The sequence below is a fragment of the Paraburkholderia sp. PGU19 genome, from assembly GCF_013426915.1.
Classification (GTDB): domain Bacteria; phylum Pseudomonadota; class Gammaproteobacteria; order Burkholderiales; family Burkholderiaceae; genus Paraburkholderia.
The window spans coordinates 2,302,362-2,317,368 of the sequence record NZ_AP023181.1; the positions used below are offsets into that span (position 1 = coordinate 2,302,362).

Sequence of the window (15,007 nt, forward strand, 5' to 3'; positions counted from 1 at the left end):
AAAGAGAACGTATGTCGCCACGTTGATACCTCGAATGAAGATCGGTGGAGCAGCAGTGTGCGATCGTACGCGATGCTTCTTTCAGATCCGCTACATCTCCGATATGCACGAACGAGCATCATGCTGTGAAGGTCCAGATGGTTGCCGTTCGTGATTTCGGCGAGAGTGCGAGATGTTCCGTCGATCGTTGAATGGCAATGAGAGAGTTGCCGCAGGGTGGTGTGCAGCGGAACGCGACACAGGAGTGAATCACGTTCCGCGGCTTATCGTCACTCCGCGTGATGCTCTTCTTCCGGTTTGCGATGCTCAGGCTGCGGATGCGCTTGCTCGCGAGGTTGCTCGTGAGCCTGCGGACGCGGCGGGACATGCTGCTCCGGCTGCGCTTGCGCGTGCACCTCCGCGTGCTGCTGTTCTTCATGTCGCGGCATGGGCGGGTTGGCATGCTGTTCTGCCTCAGGCGCATGCGGAGCGGCCGGCGCATGATGCTGGACTTCACGCGGTGCTTCTTCCGGACGCATCGCTTCACCCGCTTGAGGCCGGTTCGGCTCCGGCCTGACTTCCTGATGCGCCTCATGTTCATGTTGCTGTGCCGTCTCCACCCCCTGGGGATGCGGCGCTGCGTTCTCATGCGCCTGTGGAGCATGAGCCTGCTGCGGCTGCACTTCTTCAGCACCGGGCGCCGCCGCGACCGTGTGCTGTGGCTCTTCGCCATGCGCCGGCAGCGGCTTCGCCTGCGCGCGACTGATCAAATGAACATTGCCGAAACTGGCAGGCTCGCCGGGCTTGCCGGCAACGTGCGCAGCCGGTGCAAAACTCACGGGCGCAGTCGTACGGATTACCGGTTCCCCTGCGCCCGTTACCCGCCCACCGTCGCTCGCAAAGCGCTGCGCGAGCACATCGTGATACGCGGCGGGCACGCGCGGCGCGCGTGTGGCCACGACCTGACGCTGCGCGAGCGCGACAGGTGCGCCCGCCTGCGCGGGCCGCATGCCACCCGCGAAACTCTCGCGCACGGGCGCGACAGCTGGTGCGCCCGCGCCAATCTGCGCATGGGCGATCTGCTGCGCGCTGACGGGCCGCAGCGCTTGCGCAACCGGCTCGCCACGCACGAACGCGTTGGCGGGCACAGCGGCGACTGCGCCCGGCACAGTCTGATTGATATACGTGTTGTGGACGTTGGTGACGTTGGTGACGTTGGTGATGATCGTCGTGTTGTGAATGTTTGTGACGTTCACGTTCACGTTGTTCACGCGGCTATAGTACGCAGGGCTCGCATGATAGGCGGGATGCCAGGCCTCGCCCGGTCCGAGCGCGAACCAGGCAACGCCCGCGCTGACCGCGCCGCCGATCGCCAGATCGATGCCCCAGTGCGCACCGCCGCCACCGCCACCGACGAAGGCCACGAGTGCAGGCGCATACACCGGCGGACGTGCGATGACGACAGGCCCCGGCACCCACGCCCACGCATGATCCACATAAGCCCAGCGACCATAGTGGAAAGGCGCAAAACCCCACGGTGCGTCATCGACCCACGTCCAGCCCCACGGCGCGATCCATGCCCAGTGTCCCGCGTGATAGGGTGCCCATCCCGCCGTCACGGCGACCGTCGGCACCCAAACTTCACCGTAGGTCGGATCGTTACGCCACGTTCCGTTCGCGTCGAGATCTTCGTAGCCCGGCATTTCGCGCGATACATAGCGCGCGGAGATCGAGTTGTCCTCGGCCCGGTTGCGGCTTGCGACCCATTGGTCGAATGCATCAGGCGAGGGCGCAGGGCCGCCTGCCTGTTGCTGCAAACCGGTGCCGATGAAACGGATCTGCTCGCCCGCACTCATCTGATACGACACGCCGTCGCCATACAACGTGGCGCTGCCTTCGCGGACCGTCACGGTCGTCTCGCTGCCATCGGGCGCGACGTCGACGCGGTACAGGCCCGCGCCACCTGCAACCAGTGCCACATTCGGCGTATCGAGTTCGACGCTTTGCCCCGAGGTCAATGCGCGCACGCGGGCCGATAGCGTGCCCTGCGTCACTTTCAGCTGCGTGGTGTCGTCGTCGAGATCGACGATGTCGAATGCCGTCTGCTGGTCGAGGCGCAGCGCAGTTGAACCGGCGTGAAGTTCGGCGCGCGCGTTCGAGTCGGCCCACAGCTGATCGCCCGTGGTGAGCGGACGGTTCAGCACGACATACGACCAGTCGCTTGCGCCCGCGGGCTCCATCGTGACGGTGCCCGCGAAGTAATTGAGCCGCGCAACGCGTCCCGGCGGATCGCCGCCCGATTGAGCGGGCGCGCTGGGCGAGGGCACCTGTGCGAGCGACGACAGCGGAACCAGTGCTACGGCAACGGCGGCCACGATGGCTTTGGCGCGAAGGCGCTTGAAGGTTGTTGTCATGTGTTCGGTTCCCTGACTTACGTTCTGTTTTGTGTTGTTGCTGATAGGGCTAACGCGCTTCGCGCGACGCCCGATGACCATCACATGGTCAAAAGAGCCGCGAGTTTGCAACGAAATGTGAGAGAAAGGAAGGCGATTCGATCAATCGCGGAAATTCGTCGGAGAACTGAATTTACGGGTTATAAACAGCTTGACCTTCCAATGGATGCGGTTCGCAAGAACATCAAAAGGAACATGAAAGTATGGCTGCTAACGGGCGGTCGTTCGGGGGTGTCGAACATCGAGCGTGGCGATACGGTGACGCAAATCAAAAGCTTGCGATGGTCGCATTTGCGCTTTACGGAAACATTAAGCATGCGTCACGCGTACGCATCTCGTGCCGATACGTCATCGAATACGCCGCCTCGCGCGTTGTGCAGAAGACTGCAATCAAGAGGTTTTCGATGCTTCACGATTCATCGCGTAACTCGACAACGGCATTTCCGCACTGCAAACGCTTTTATATGCCGACGGCGCGTGAAATCGAAGGCGTAGCGCTGTGCCTGATGCAGAAAGAATAGAAGAGTAAAACGTCGACGGACATGTCGCACGGCTCGCGTTCAATAACGATACGTTCATCGCGGGGAGCATCATGAAAGCAATCTGCCGCTGCATACATGGCATCGCACTGACAATGGTTGCGCTGTGCACGACGGCTGCCTTTGCTGCGCCGGCCGCGCCGCAAGACCATCTCGACCGCGACGATGCGCGCTTCCTGCTCGAACGCACGGGGTTCACGCCGAGCCCGCGCGAAACGGCAACATATGTCGGCCTGACTCGCGAGCAGGCCGTCGACCGTCTGCTCGCGAGCGCACGCTCGACGGCCACCACACCGCTGCCTGCGTGGTTCGAAGAGCCGATCCCGGCGCCACAGGTACAGCGCAAATGGACGCCCGAGGACCGGCGCGCGCAGCAGACCGTGCGCGGCGAGTGGTATCAGGATGCGCGCGGATGGTGGGTCAGGGAAATGCTGGTGACGCCGTCGCCGCTTGCCGAGCGCATGACGATGTTCTGGCACAACCACTTCGTGTCGGGGCAGGACAAGGTGCCCTGGCCGCAGACGATGCTTGCGCAGAACGTGCTGTTGCGCCGCGACGCGCTCGGCAACTTCGGGACGATGCTGCACGACGTCGCAAAAGATCCGGCGATGCTGCAATACCTCGATGGCGCGAGCAATCGCAAGGGCCATCCCAATGAGAACTTCGCTCGCGAGGTGATGGAACTGTTCACACTGGGCGAAGGGCACTACACGCAGCACGACGTTGCGGAAGCGGCGCGCGCATTCACCGGTTGGGGACTCGACGACAGCCTGCATTACGTGTGGCGCCCCGCCGCGCACGACAACAGCCCGAAAACGGTCTTCGGCAAGACGGCGAATCTGGACGGCGACCAGATGCTCGACCTGTTGCTGGCGCGTCCGGAGACCGCGAACTTCGTCACGGCCAAACTCTGGCGCGAGTTCATCTCCGACACGCCGGACCCGGCGGAGGTCGCGTCGATGGCGGATGCTTTTCGGAGTAGCCACTATGACATTCGCACGGTATTGCGCGTGATGTTTCTTTCGCAGGCGTTCTGGGATCAGCAGGGCGAGGGGACGCTCGCGCGTTCTCCCGTCGATTTCGTGATCGGCACGTTGCGCTCGTTCGAGGTCGGATACGGTTCGACGCAGCATTTGTCCGACACGCTGCGCAGTCTCGGCCAGGACGTGTACGAGCCGCCGAACGTCAAGGGTTGGCCGGGCAGCCAGACATGGATCAACAGTACGACGCTGCTCGCGCGTGAGCGGTTCGTCGAAGCGGTGCTGCGTTCATCGGGCACAGGCGCGGCCGGCGCGATGAAGCCGTTGCCCGCGTCGCGTCCGGGTGAGCCTGGCATGGTCGCGCCCGTTGCGATGAAGCCGGCGCCGCCGCGTCCTGCGGGCGATGGTCTGCATTTCGATCCCGCACGCTGGCTTGCCGAACAGAACATCTCGCCCATCGGCGTGCCCGATGCGATTACCCGCATGCGGCTCGTGCGCACGGTGCTACCGACGCGTCCCGTCGAACCTGTCTCACCGGATGACGACGGGCAGGCGATGCTTCAGACGCTGCTCACCGATCCCGCCTATCAGCTCAAGTAGGAGCCTTGCGATGATGAACCGCCGACACTTTCTGAGGCTTGGCGCCGCGTCGTTGGGCGCCGCTGCGTTTGCGCAACCGGGTTTTACGTTCGCTTTGCCGTCGACGCACGTTTCAGACGATACGCGTCTGCTGATTCTCGTCGAGCTGAAGGGCGGCAACGACGGGCTGAACACGGTGATTCCCTATGCGTCGCCATACTACGCGCAGCTTCGCCCGACTATCGGCGTCGCCCGCGACAAGGTGCTTCAACTCGACGCGCAAACGGGACTGCACCCGGCGATGCAGGCGCTACTGCCGCTGTGGCAGCAGCGCGAACTGGCCATCGTGCAGGGCGTGAGTTACCCGCAGCCGAACCTGTCGCATTTCCGCTCGATCGAAATCTGGAACACGGCGTCCGCGTCCGATCAATACCTGAGCACCGGCTGGCTGACGCGCGCGCTCGAGAAGAACCCTGTGCCGCAAAGCTATGCGGCGGATGCTGTAGTGGTCGGCAGCGCGGAAATGGGACCGCTCGCGAACGGCGCGCATGCGATCGCGCTCGTCAATCCGCAGCAGTTTCTGCGCGACGCGCATCTCGCGCGGGCGGCGAACTTTTCGGCGAGCAATGCGGAGTTGGCGCACGTGCTCGATGTCGAGCACGACATCCAGCGCGCGGCCGACCGCCTGCGTCCCGCCGATGGTCAGTTTGTTCTGCGCACCGCTTTTCCTGCAGGACAGTTCGGCAATCTCGTCAAGACGGCGATGCAGGTCGTGGCAGCATCCGAAACATCATCGGGCGCGCGTGTGCCGGGAACGGGTGTCGCCGTGATCCGGCTTACGCTCAACGGTTTCGACACGCATCACGATCAACCGGGGCAGCAAGAGAATCTGCTTCGCCAGTTTTCCGAAGGAATGGCAGCGATGCGCGGCGCGCTGATGGAGATGAACCGGTGGAATTCGACGCTGATCATGACGTACGCCGAATTCGGGAGGCGCGCACGGGAGAACGACAGCCGCGGCACCGATCACGGCACCGTCGCGCCGCATTTCGTCGCGGGTGGCGCAGTGCAGGGAGGACTGTATGGCCTGTCGCCCGCCCTCGACCGTCTCGATGGCAATGGCAACCTGCCCGTTGGTGTCGATTTCCGGTCGCTTTATGCGACCGTTCTCGAACGCTGGTGGGGCGCCGATTCGAAAGCGGTGCTCGGCGGACGGTTTGCCACGCTACCGCTTGTGAGGGCGTGAGAACGTCACCGTACCGACAGGCGCTGAGAACGCTTCGCCCGCGACGAAAGCCGATGCCCGGCAGTCAGAACTTGTAGTTGACTGATGCGAGCACATTCAATTCAGTCCTACGCTCGGTGATCGGACTGTCAGCTGCGTAATGCTGCAGGCGTCCAAGCGTGACCGCGACCGAACTCGTCCAATGCTTCGAAAAATCGTAACTGACGTAACCGTTCAGGTGTACGTCCCGGACGCCCGCGCCGGTGTTGAACGCAGGCAATCCGGATGCAGAACTCTGCTTGCTCGATACGCCAAAGAACGTGCGCGTATAAAGTGCGTCGGCCCAGGTGAAACCTGGGCCGACGGAGAACAGCCACCCGCCCGCTGGGAGCGACGCGTACAGGTCGGTCGTGACGTATTTGCCCTGTCCATGTCCGGCGAGATCCTGGTATAGAGCCACCGATCCCGTGAACGCCCAGACCGTGTAATCGGCAAACACCTTGAGCTTCGGGCTGCCGTCCACATTGCCAAGCCCGTGCAGATGCGGATCGTCCTTTTCCTGTCGCGACTGAAAATCGAAGCTGAGCGCCGCGCCGACATGGTAGTCCTTGCTGCGGAGCACGTTTAGGCCAAGTACGTCGGGGCCTTGCGAAAAGACACGATCGTCCCACGAGATATCGAGCGCGGGATACGGGATGTAGCGCAACTCGTGTGAACCCGGGTACTGCGGCGTGATGATCAGACCCGGGCCGACTCCGATCTTCCATTTGCTCACGGGCTGCGCTGCTGCCACAGCATCCGGATCAGTGGACGCAGCAGCCGTAATGGCTGTGTCGTCGGCAAGTGCGCTGGGCGCGTGCGCAACAAGTGCAAGCACCGTTGCCATTCTCATGGTAGAGATGAGCGCGTTCATGATGCACACGCTTTGCCGGGTGCAGCGAGTTGCCGCAAACGGCGCGCAAGCGCTTTCGATGCGACCGGTTTCCGCCGGCCGCACCTGAGTGGCTGGCGATCCCGCTTTCGCGCAGGAGCAGCGCCGTTTCGCGCGCAACGATTTCTCGCTCATTGTCGGAAGTAATCATGTTATACGAGTCATCCAGCCAAATCGTACGCAGAAAAAGCGAGCCGATGAAGCCCTAATCGCGGCGCCTGCTCTCAAATGGCCCGGCCCGCACGCGCCGTATCCGGTCCCGGACGACGACGCGCATCTTACCTCTTAATTGCCGGGAACGCCGGACTGCGCGAAGCGGTCAGCCTTAGCTGACGCTTGAGCAGGTGACGGTCGGCGCTGTGTAGGGTGTCGGATAGTCGGACACTGGGCCGCTCAGGAGGCGCAGTCGCTGGGTCGCGAGCACGTCGGCTTGCGTTTGCTCGCTACGGGTGAGGGCCGCGGGGGCGTCGCCGTTCGGCAGCGGTTCGTTGACACTGCATTGCAGCGTAGTGCCGCCGGTAAGGCGCACTGTCGTTAGATAGGCGTAAGGGGGTTGCGCAGCCATGCTGTCGACCGCCCAAAAAGCGGCGCAGCCGAGCAGTGCACAAACGAGGTGTCGAGTTTCCATCACGTGCTCCTTTAATCTCGCTCCACGCATTTGACAGCGATGGATGCGATTGAGATAGGGCGCATCCTGAACATCTCTTTTCCCGGAGGTGCGCCTGTAACAGGCAAACGCTGATCTACGAGCTTTTATTCCCGAAGCACGCGCCAAGGGAAATCGGATGACATGGTAGGAGGAAATGGGCTGTGCCGAAGCGTGACGCGTCCTTCGACCATGCCGTTGCGATAGGGGAGTGGGCTGTGCTGTGCAGCATGTTCGGCATCGTAGTCGTGGGCGATGCGTGCCGCGAGACCATGTCGCGTTCCCTGCATCGCATCGCGGAACTCAGTGCCGCGCTCGCGACCGTGGTGGGTCCCACGGACGGCACACATTCTCTTCAGCGCCGGGGGCTTTGCGCGTCGATGGTCGCTGCCATTGTCTGCTTGCTGGCGTTAGCGTGAGGGTGGGGCGAGGAGGCAGGATACCGGCCGTCGCTTGAAGACTGCGCGGCGCCGGGCATCAACGCCCTGATGTTGCCCCTGGTGGTTGGTTCGTTACCAATGGTATCTGACACGTCGGTCGATCATGAGGGAAAATGGAACCCGGATCAACTCAAGGAAAGTAGCTTCGAGGTCGCTGCAGCCACCATGAAGACTTCGGGAAATCGTCGATCATTCGCGTATCTGCTCGGCGTTTGCCTGGCCGTGATGCTCGCGCAGCCGATTGCGGCATGGACCGCAGAGGTGACGGAGTCGAATGTCGGAAACGTGAGTTTTGCCGTTTGCGATATCGATCTGCACAAGGACAAGCTGGCCATGCATTGGAGGTCGGCTAACGGCCTGGTTTACGGCTCGCTAAAAGCGCTCGACGCGTCCTTGCGCAGGCAAGGCAAGAAACTGGTTTGCGGAACCAATGGAGGGATTTTTGACGAGACGCAAAAGCCGCTCGGCCTGTACATAGAGAACGGAACGCTCCTGCGTCGACCGAATCTTCGCCGGAACGCGTACGGCAACTTTTACCTGCAGCCCAATGGCGTGTTCGTGCTCTACCCGGACCACGCCGAGATCGTCACGACCGACGAATATCAGGCCAAGCCAGATGCGGAAAAGCATCTCGTCGTGTTCGCCAACCAGTCCGGGCCGATTCTGATACGCAATGGCGAACTCAATCCCCTCTTCACCCCGGGCTCGACGAACACCACGACGCGCAATGCCGTCTGCATGCGCAGCCCGACCCGCATCATGCTGGTGACGGCACAAGACCCTGTCAGCTTCCATGACTTCGCCCGCGTGCTGAAGGACCGCTTCGGATGCCAGTCAGCGCTCTACCTGGACGGCACGATCTCCACGTTCTACCCATCGCAGCGTTTCGAATTTGAACACGCCCTGGGCGTGTTGTTCGCGGTCACGACGCCGTAGGCAGCGCGACCGCAATTTTTGTTGAGGGCCATGCGGTTTATGTCTGCGGCACGCCGAGGCAAATACTGCTCAATCGATAGCGCAGCACCGCGATCAAGGTGACCCTGCAGGCCCGTTCGAGATAGCTGAAACGACGTTCCTCGATAGACGGCTGCAACTTGAAGTCCGGTTCTTATTTCGCAACGCTAGCCAGGAGCCACTGCAAAAGCGGTTTCAGCTTTTCGCGATACTCATTGCGCGGAGGGTGCACGAGATAATATCCGGCACCTGTTTCCAGAATCTGAGTGAAGGGCGTGACGAGTGAGCGATTCGAGAGATTTTCCTCGATCAGATTCAGGTCACCCAGGGCCACGCCCATTCCGCGAGTCGCTGCGGAGAATGCCAGGTCAAGCGTGTCGAACACCTGTTCGCGATACGCATAGTTCGCAAGTTCACCGACTTGCTGGAGCCAGAGCATCCACCCACGTCTTCCGAAACTCGAATGAAGCAACGTGTGCTGTTTCAGATCTTCAGGCTGTTTGAGTGGTGGCGTGCCAGTGGCAATCTGAGGCGAGCAGACGGGCGTCAGCCGCTCCCGCATCAGGCAGGTCGCCTCCAAACCTTCCCAGTTTCCTGTCCCGAACAGGATCGCTGCGTCGAGCGTGCCCTCGCCAAAATTGGTCGGTAGAAACCAGGCCGTGTCGATATTCAACTGCGTGCCAGGCACTTCAACGTAGAAATTGTTAAGCCGAGGCAACAGCCAGCGCGCGGCGAGCGTCGGCGTCACGCGCAGTGTGATGGTTTGCCCGCCCATGGTCGTGATATGCATCGAGCGACGTGCCGTCGCGAGCAGTTCTTCGACGATGGGCACGAGCCGGTGGCATTCGGTGGTCGGCACGACCATCCGCGTATGCCGCACGAACAATGAACAGCCGAAATACTCTTCGATCTGCTGGATATGCCGGCTGACGGCGCTTTGACTCATGAAAAGCTGCTGCGCGGCGGCCGTGAAGCTGCCACAGCGGGACACGACAAGCAACGTTTGCAGAACGTTGAAAGGTGGATAGCGCTCAATCTTCATTTATGCACATCTCGCATGGCAACCATGAGATTTTACCGTTTGTCGACGGAAAATTGGCGGGCTTAAATCGACTTGAACTGTCGGGGGTACGGCAGACGACGGCACCCGGCAAGCAGCGTCGCGGGTGGTCCAGGTAGCCAGCCACCGCGGGAAGCAGGCAGATTGCAGTGGAGTGGTGAACAAGCGATGGAGACGACAGATGGCTCAACATAGCGTCGTGCTGAACAAGAGTGATATCGGGCAATCCGTGGAAAGCCATGCAGATATCGCAAGTACGCCGGGCGACTGGAGCAGTATTTCGCATCTTGAGCACGTCAAGCGACGCTACTGGGGACGCTATGTGGCGTCGGCGGTGATCGTGGTGCTGCTCGGGTATATCGCGCTGGCGTTTGCGCATGGCCAGATCGAGTGGCGCTACGTCGGGCGCTTTCTCACGGCACGCTCGATCCTCGTCGGGCTGGGCAACACGATCGTGATGACGGTACTCGCGATGGCGCTGGGTATCGCGCTCGGCGTCATCACGGCGATCATGCGGCTGTCGACCAACCCGGTGCTGCAGGCGGTGGCGCAAGGTTATGTGTGGCTGTTTCGCGGCACGCCGGTGATTTTGCAGCTGCTGCTGTGGTTCAACCTCGCGCTGGTGTTTCCCACGCTGGGCATTCCGGGCCTGTTCACGGTGCGCACGGTCGACGTGATGACGCCGTTCCTCGCGGCGCTGCTGGGGCTCGGCATCAACCAGGGTGCGTACACCTCGGAAGTGGTGCGCGCGGGGCTGCTGTCGGTGGACACGGGGCAGTACGAGGCGGCGAAGTCGATCGGCATGGCGCGGCTGCACGCGTTGCGCCGGATCATCCTGCCGCAGGCGATGCGGGTGATCGTGCCGCCGATCGGCAACGAGCTGGTGGGGATGGTGAAGCTGACGTCGCTGGCGAGCGTGATCCAGTACGCGGAGATGCTGCACAACGCGCAGAACATCTACTACGCGAATGCGCGGGTGATCGAACTGCTGATGGTGGCGGGCATCTGGTATCTGGCGGTGGTGACGGTGCTGTCGTTCGTGCAGTCGCGGGTGGAGCGGCACTATGCACGCGGCGCGGGCCGCGCATCGGGGCGGCAATGAGCGCGATGAACGGGAGAGAGAAGATGAATCCGATCGTACGCGCGGTGGACGTGCGCAAGTCGTATGGCGAGTTCAGGGCACTGCAGGGGATCACGCTCGACGTGGCGCGCGGCGAAGTGCTGTGCGTGATCGGGCCGTCGGGCTCGGGCAAGAGCACGTTCCTGCGGTGTATCAACCAGCTGGAGCAGATCAGCGACGGCGCGCTATGGGTCAATGGCGAACTCGCGGGTTACCGGCGCGAGGGCAACAGACTGTATGAGCTGTCGGAGCGTCAGGTGGCGCGCCAGCGGCTGTCAACGGGGATGGTGTTCCAGCGCTTCAACCTGTTTCCGCACAAGACGGCGCTGGAGAACGTGATCGAAGGACCGGTGCAGGTGCTCAAGCGCAAGCGCGCCGAAGCGGAAGAGGAAGCGAGGGCGTTACTTGCACGCGTCGGGCTGGCGCACAAGTGCGACGCGTTTCCAGTCGAGTTGTCGGGCGGGCAGCAGCAGCGTGTCGCGATTGCACGGGCGCTGGCGATGCATCCACAGCTGATGCTGTTCGACGAGCCGACGTCGGCGCTGGACCCGGAGCTGGTGGGTGAAGTGCTGGCGGTGATGCGCGATCTGGCGAAAAGCGGCATGACGATGATCGTGGTGACGCACGAGCTGGGCTTCGCACGCGAGGTGGCCAACCGTGTGCTGTTCATGGATCAGGGGCAGGTGGTGGAAACAGGCACGCCCGAGCAGGTGTTCTCCCATCCGCAGCAGGCCCGTACACGGGACTTCATTTCGGCCGTGCTGTCGTGAACTGACCAGCGGGCCCGAACTGCTTCGGCTACACGTCGAAGCGAACACATATTGATTCGATAGAGAGAGTTTGATGAACGCATCTTTTCGACTGCGGGGACCCGTCACGTCTGTCGAGACCATTCGAAGGGTAACGAACGATGTTGGCTGATCACGCAAAACTCGACGCAACGCGCGCGCCTCGCTGGCCTGATGGTCATCGTTCGTGCGTGGCGCTTGCGTTCGATCTCGATGGTCCGACGGGCGACGCCATGCTCAACGGTTCGATCTGGAGCAATCCATCGTACTTCACGCTCGGCAGCTACGGACCCTGGCGCGCACTCGGCCGCTTGCTCGACATGCTCGATGAGTGTCGCGTGCCGGCGACGTTTTTCGTGCCGGCGTGGGTCATCGAAAACTGGCCGCGGCAATGTGCGGCGATCGTCGAACGCGGCCATGAAATCGCATACCACGGTTATCGCCACGAAGCCTTCTGGACACTCGATGCCGACGGTCAACGCGAAGTGATGGCACGTTGCGTCGACGTCTTCGATCGCTTTCTCGGCATGCGTCCCGTTGGCTTCCGTACGCCGTCCGGTGACTGGGGGCCCGACACGATACGTGTGTTGATGGAAGCGGGCGTGCGCTACTCGAGTTCGATGCGCGGCGACGATCGACCGTATCTGCTGCATGCGGAAGGCTTCGCGGAACCGATGGTCGAGATACCGGGCCGCTGGGAGCTCGATGACTATGCATCGCTGGCCTATCATCGCAACCCCGATTTCCCGGCGAGTCTCGACCGCATCGCGAGCTACGACACGACCTTCGATAACTGGCGGCGCGAATTCAATGGCTCGCATCGCGACGGGCTTTGCCTGACGACGCTCTTCCACCCGAAGGTATCGGGCAAGCCGGGACGCATCCCGCTGCTCGAAAAGCTGATCGATCACATGCAAGCACAGGGCAACGTATGGTTTGCCACTTGCCGGGATGTCGCGCAGTGGTGGCGCGCGAATGACGCGTCGGTGTCAACGCAGGAGCCGTCTGTATGAAAACAGTTCGCTGGCCCGACAACGCGCGATGCGCGGTGGTCGTCACGGTCGACTTCAACGATGAGCACGGCATCCTGTCGCAGGAGCCTCGCATTGCCGGGCGCGAGAAATCGCTGTCCGTGTGGCGCTATGGCGCGAAGCGCGGTGTCGATCGCGTGCTCGATGCGCTCGAAGAAGCGGGCGTGCATTCGAGCTGGTTCGTGCCTGGGCGTGTTGCACAGACGCACGCGGACCTGCTGCAACGTATCGATGCACAACGTCACGAGATCGGCACCAGCGGCTTTCGATGCGAAAGCTTCGACGCTTTGACGCTCGATCAACAGAAAGATGCCTTTCGCGCAGGACAACAGGCGATTGCAGACAAGCTGGACCGTCGCGTGCAGGGTTTCCGTTCGTTCAATGGAAACTGGGCACACGGCTTTGCGGATTTCCTGCGCAGCGAAGGCGTGAGCTGGTCGTCGTCGTGGCGTGGCGATGATCTGCCGTACTTTCATCTGAGCGATACGGGCGTGGCGAATGACAAGCCGCCTCTCATGGAACTGCCCTTGCACTATGAGCTTGAGGACGAGCCGTACTTCGTCTACAACCTGTCGCCTGCCGTTCCCGTCGGGCAGCCGCGCATACCGTCGTATCGCGAAGTACTCGGAAACTGGAAGCAGGACTTCGCGGCGTTTCATCGCTTTGGGCTGTGCTATGTGTTGAGGCTGCATCCCGAGATCATCGGGACGGCGGGACGTATCGATGTGCTGCGCGAACTGCTCGCCGATATGCGAGCCCACGACGGCGTGTGGTTTGCGAAGGGTGCGCAGGTCGCGTCGTGGTGGCGGGCGCATGCGGGCGGCAACGAGCCGGGGCATCCTGTCGAAGTCTTTGCGCGGCATCGGGAGAAGGCGTGATGAGCGCACGCGATCTTTCATTGTCGGAACAACTCGCGGCGTTCGTCGCTGGCATCACTGCGGACGCGATTCCCGTAGCCGTCGTTCACAAGACGAAGCGCCACATACTCGACACGATGGGCGCCGCCCTGGCGGGCGCGGCGGCATCTGAGACGCGCAGCGCCGTTGCGGTGATGAACGCGGATGGCCATGGCGATGCGGCCGTCTGGGGCACGCGGCGCTCGCTCGGCGCGCGCAGTGCGGCCTTCGTCAATGGCGTTGCCGCGCACGCGCTTGAACTCGACGATGCGGGTGGCTGCGATCACTCGGGCGCTGTCGTGATGCCCGCCGTGTTCGCGGCGCTCAACTGCACACCGCGCCCTGTTTCGGGACGAGAATTTCTTGCGGCCGTCGTGCTCGGGTACGACGTCGGACGTCGCGTGCTCGAAGCGTGTGGCGGCTATTCACCGCATAACGGTTACGGCTGGCACTCGACGATGACCTGCGGCGTGTTCGGCGCGGCTGCCGCGAGCGCGCGCATCCTCGGACTTGACGCGTCGCAAACGGCCGCTGCCTTTGGGCATGCGGGCAGTTTCAGCGGCGGCCTGTGGGGTTTCATTCATGACGCTTCCCAGACCAAACGCATGCACACGGGGCGCGCATCAGAAGGCGGCTTGCTGGCGGCCCTGCTGGCAAGAGAAGGCGTGACGGGCCCGACACAGGTTTTCGCAGACAAATGGGGTGGCTTCTTCAACGCGTTCGCGCGAGACACGCGCGAGCCGCAAGCCTTGCTGCATGAACTGGGCGAGAACTGGAAGGTCATGCGCTGCTCGATCAAACCGCACGCGTCGTGCCGTAGTGCGCATGCCGCTGTCGATGCGACGCTCGATCTGGCGCATTCGACACCCTTCAGCCTCGACGAGCTGGAAGGCGTGCACATTCGCCTGAGCGGGTTCGTGGCGAACATGTGTGGCGGACGTGATCTGCGTGTGCTGGCGTCATCGCAGATGAGCCTGCCCTATGCCGTCGCTTCGGCGCTGGTGAACGGCCATGCGGCTCTGGCGGCCTATCTGGAAGCGGCGCGGCGCGAGCCACGCATGGCGGCGGCGATGGGGCGCATCACGCTCGAAGTCGATCCGTCGATGTCCGATCTGGACGAGCCGATCGTCACGCTGACGAGGCGCGATGGTACGTCGAGTTCGCGCCAGGTGTTGACGCCGCTCGGCGATCCGCGCAACCCGCTATCGGATGCCGCGTTGCTCGCGAAGTATCGTTCGCTCGCGACGATCGTGCTCGACGACGCATCGACGAATGCGCTTGCAGACGCGATACTCGCGCTCGAAGATGTTGCAGATGTTCGTGCGCTGCTCGCCTGGCTTCCCGGCGATGCAGACAGGCAACCCATGCTGCGTTGATTTCAGGACT

Annotated in this window: 13 protein-coding genes and 1 pseudogene; 9 read left to right on the forward strand and 5 right to left on the reverse strand. The window is 62.4% G+C overall.

Annotated elements, in window-relative coordinates; genetic code table 11:
• Window positions 1-269: 269 nt before the first annotated feature.
• Complete coding sequence (locus H1204_RS40060; protein ID WP_180734161.1) at window positions 270-2,393, reverse strand: DUF6600 domain-containing protein; 2,124 nt, start codon at window positions 2,391-2,393, stop codon at window positions 270-272.
• Between the two features lie 673 nt (window positions 2,394-3,066).
• Between H1204_RS40060 and H1204_RS40065 the strand changes: the two genes are divergently transcribed.
• A complete protein-coding gene (locus H1204_RS40065; protein WP_180735204.1) occupies window positions 3,067-4,551 on the forward strand; it encodes a DUF1800 domain-containing protein in 1,485 nt (494 codons plus the stop codon).
• Between the two features lie 13 nt (window positions 4,552-4,564).
• The gene (locus tag H1204_RS40070; RefSeq protein WP_180735205.1) at window positions 4,565-5,776 is read left to right on the forward strand and encodes a DUF1501 domain-containing protein; all 1,212 of its coding nucleotides are present in this window, start codon (window positions 4,565-4,567) and stop codon (window positions 5,774-5,776) included.
• A 64-nt stretch (window positions 5,777-5,840) separates the two neighbouring features.
• Here the strand turns inward: H1204_RS40070 and H1204_RS40075 are convergent, their stop codons facing one another.
• The 3 genes and pseudogenes from H1204_RS40075 to H1204_RS40080 all read right to left on the reverse strand — a co-directional run bounded on the left by H1204_RS40075 (window position 5,841) and on the right by H1204_RS40080 (window position 7,314).
• Window positions 5,841-6,668 (reverse strand): MipA/OmpV family protein, encoded by an 828-nt coding sequence (locus H1204_RS40075; RefSeq protein ID WP_243468883.1) that lies wholly within the window; start codon window positions 6,666-6,668, stop codon window positions 5,841-5,843.
• Window positions 6,665-6,885, reverse strand: a pseudogene (locus tag H1204_RS51950) (carboxylesterase); the annotation flags it as partial. The pseudogene H1204_RS51950 and the gene H1204_RS40075, both read right to left, overlap by 4 nt.
• A gap of 126 nt (window positions 6,886-7,011) precedes the next feature.
• Window positions 7,012-7,314, reverse strand: coding sequence for a hypothetical protein (locus H1204_RS40080; protein ID WP_180733342.1), 303 nt, complete (start codon window positions 7,312-7,314; stop codon window positions 7,012-7,014).
• Window positions 7,315-7,496: 182 nt separating this feature from the next.
• Here H1204_RS40080 and H1204_RS40085 point away from each other — a divergent pair, with 182 nt between their 5' ends.
• On the forward strand, window positions 7,497-7,751 hold the full coding sequence (locus H1204_RS40085) for a hypothetical protein (RefSeq protein WP_180734162.1): 255 nt from the start codon (window positions 7,497-7,499) through the stop codon (window positions 7,749-7,751).
• 69 nt (window positions 7,752-7,820) lie between these two features.
• The gene (locus tag H1204_RS40090) at window positions 7,821-8,708 is read left to right on the forward strand and encodes a phosphodiester glycosidase family protein (protein ID WP_180734163.1); all 888 of its coding nucleotides are present in this window, start codon (window positions 7,821-7,823) and stop codon (window positions 8,706-8,708) included.
• Window positions 8,709-8,880: 172 nt separating this feature from the next.
• On the opposite strand, the gene H1204_RS40095 is transcribed toward H1204_RS40090, so the two are convergent.
• Complete coding sequence (locus H1204_RS40095; RefSeq protein WP_180734164.1) at window positions 8,881-9,768, reverse strand: LysR substrate-binding domain-containing protein; 888 nt, start codon at window positions 9,766-9,768, stop codon at window positions 8,881-8,883.
• A gap of 199 nt (window positions 9,769-9,967) precedes the next feature.
• On the opposite strand from H1204_RS40095, the gene H1204_RS40100 reads away from it, so the two are divergent.
• The 5 genes from H1204_RS40100 (at window position 9,968) to H1204_RS40120 (ending at window position 14,997) form a co-directional block, all read left to right on the forward strand.
• A complete protein-coding gene (locus H1204_RS40100; RefSeq protein WP_180734165.1) occupies window positions 9,968-10,888 on the forward strand; it encodes an amino acid ABC transporter permease in 921 nt (306 codons plus the stop codon).
• Window positions 10,889-10,893: 5 nt separating this feature from the next.
• Window positions 10,894-11,676: an amino acid ABC transporter ATP-binding protein gene (locus tag H1204_RS40105; RefSeq protein ID WP_180735207.1), complete on the forward strand. Its 783-nt coding sequence runs from the start codon at window positions 10,894-10,896 to the stop codon at window positions 11,674-11,676.
• A gap of 140 nt (window positions 11,677-11,816) precedes the next feature.
• Window positions 11,817-12,707 (forward strand): polysaccharide deacetylase, encoded by an 891-nt coding sequence (locus H1204_RS40110; RefSeq protein ID WP_180734166.1) that lies wholly within the window; start codon window positions 11,817-11,819, stop codon window positions 12,705-12,707.
• Entirely contained in the window at window positions 12,704-13,603 is a 900-nt protein-coding gene (locus tag H1204_RS40115; protein ID WP_180734167.1) for a polysaccharide deacetylase, read from the forward strand. Before H1204_RS40110 ends, H1204_RS40115 begins: the two co-directional genes overlap by 4 nt.
• The gene (locus H1204_RS40120) at window positions 13,603-14,997 is read left to right on the forward strand and encodes an MmgE/PrpD family protein (protein ID WP_180734168.1); all 1,395 of its coding nucleotides are present in this window, start codon (window positions 13,603-13,605) and stop codon (window positions 14,995-14,997) included. The genes H1204_RS40115 and H1204_RS40120 overlap by 1 nt, the downstream gene beginning before the upstream one ends.
• The last annotated feature ends 10 nt before the right edge of the window (window positions 14,998-15,007 follow it).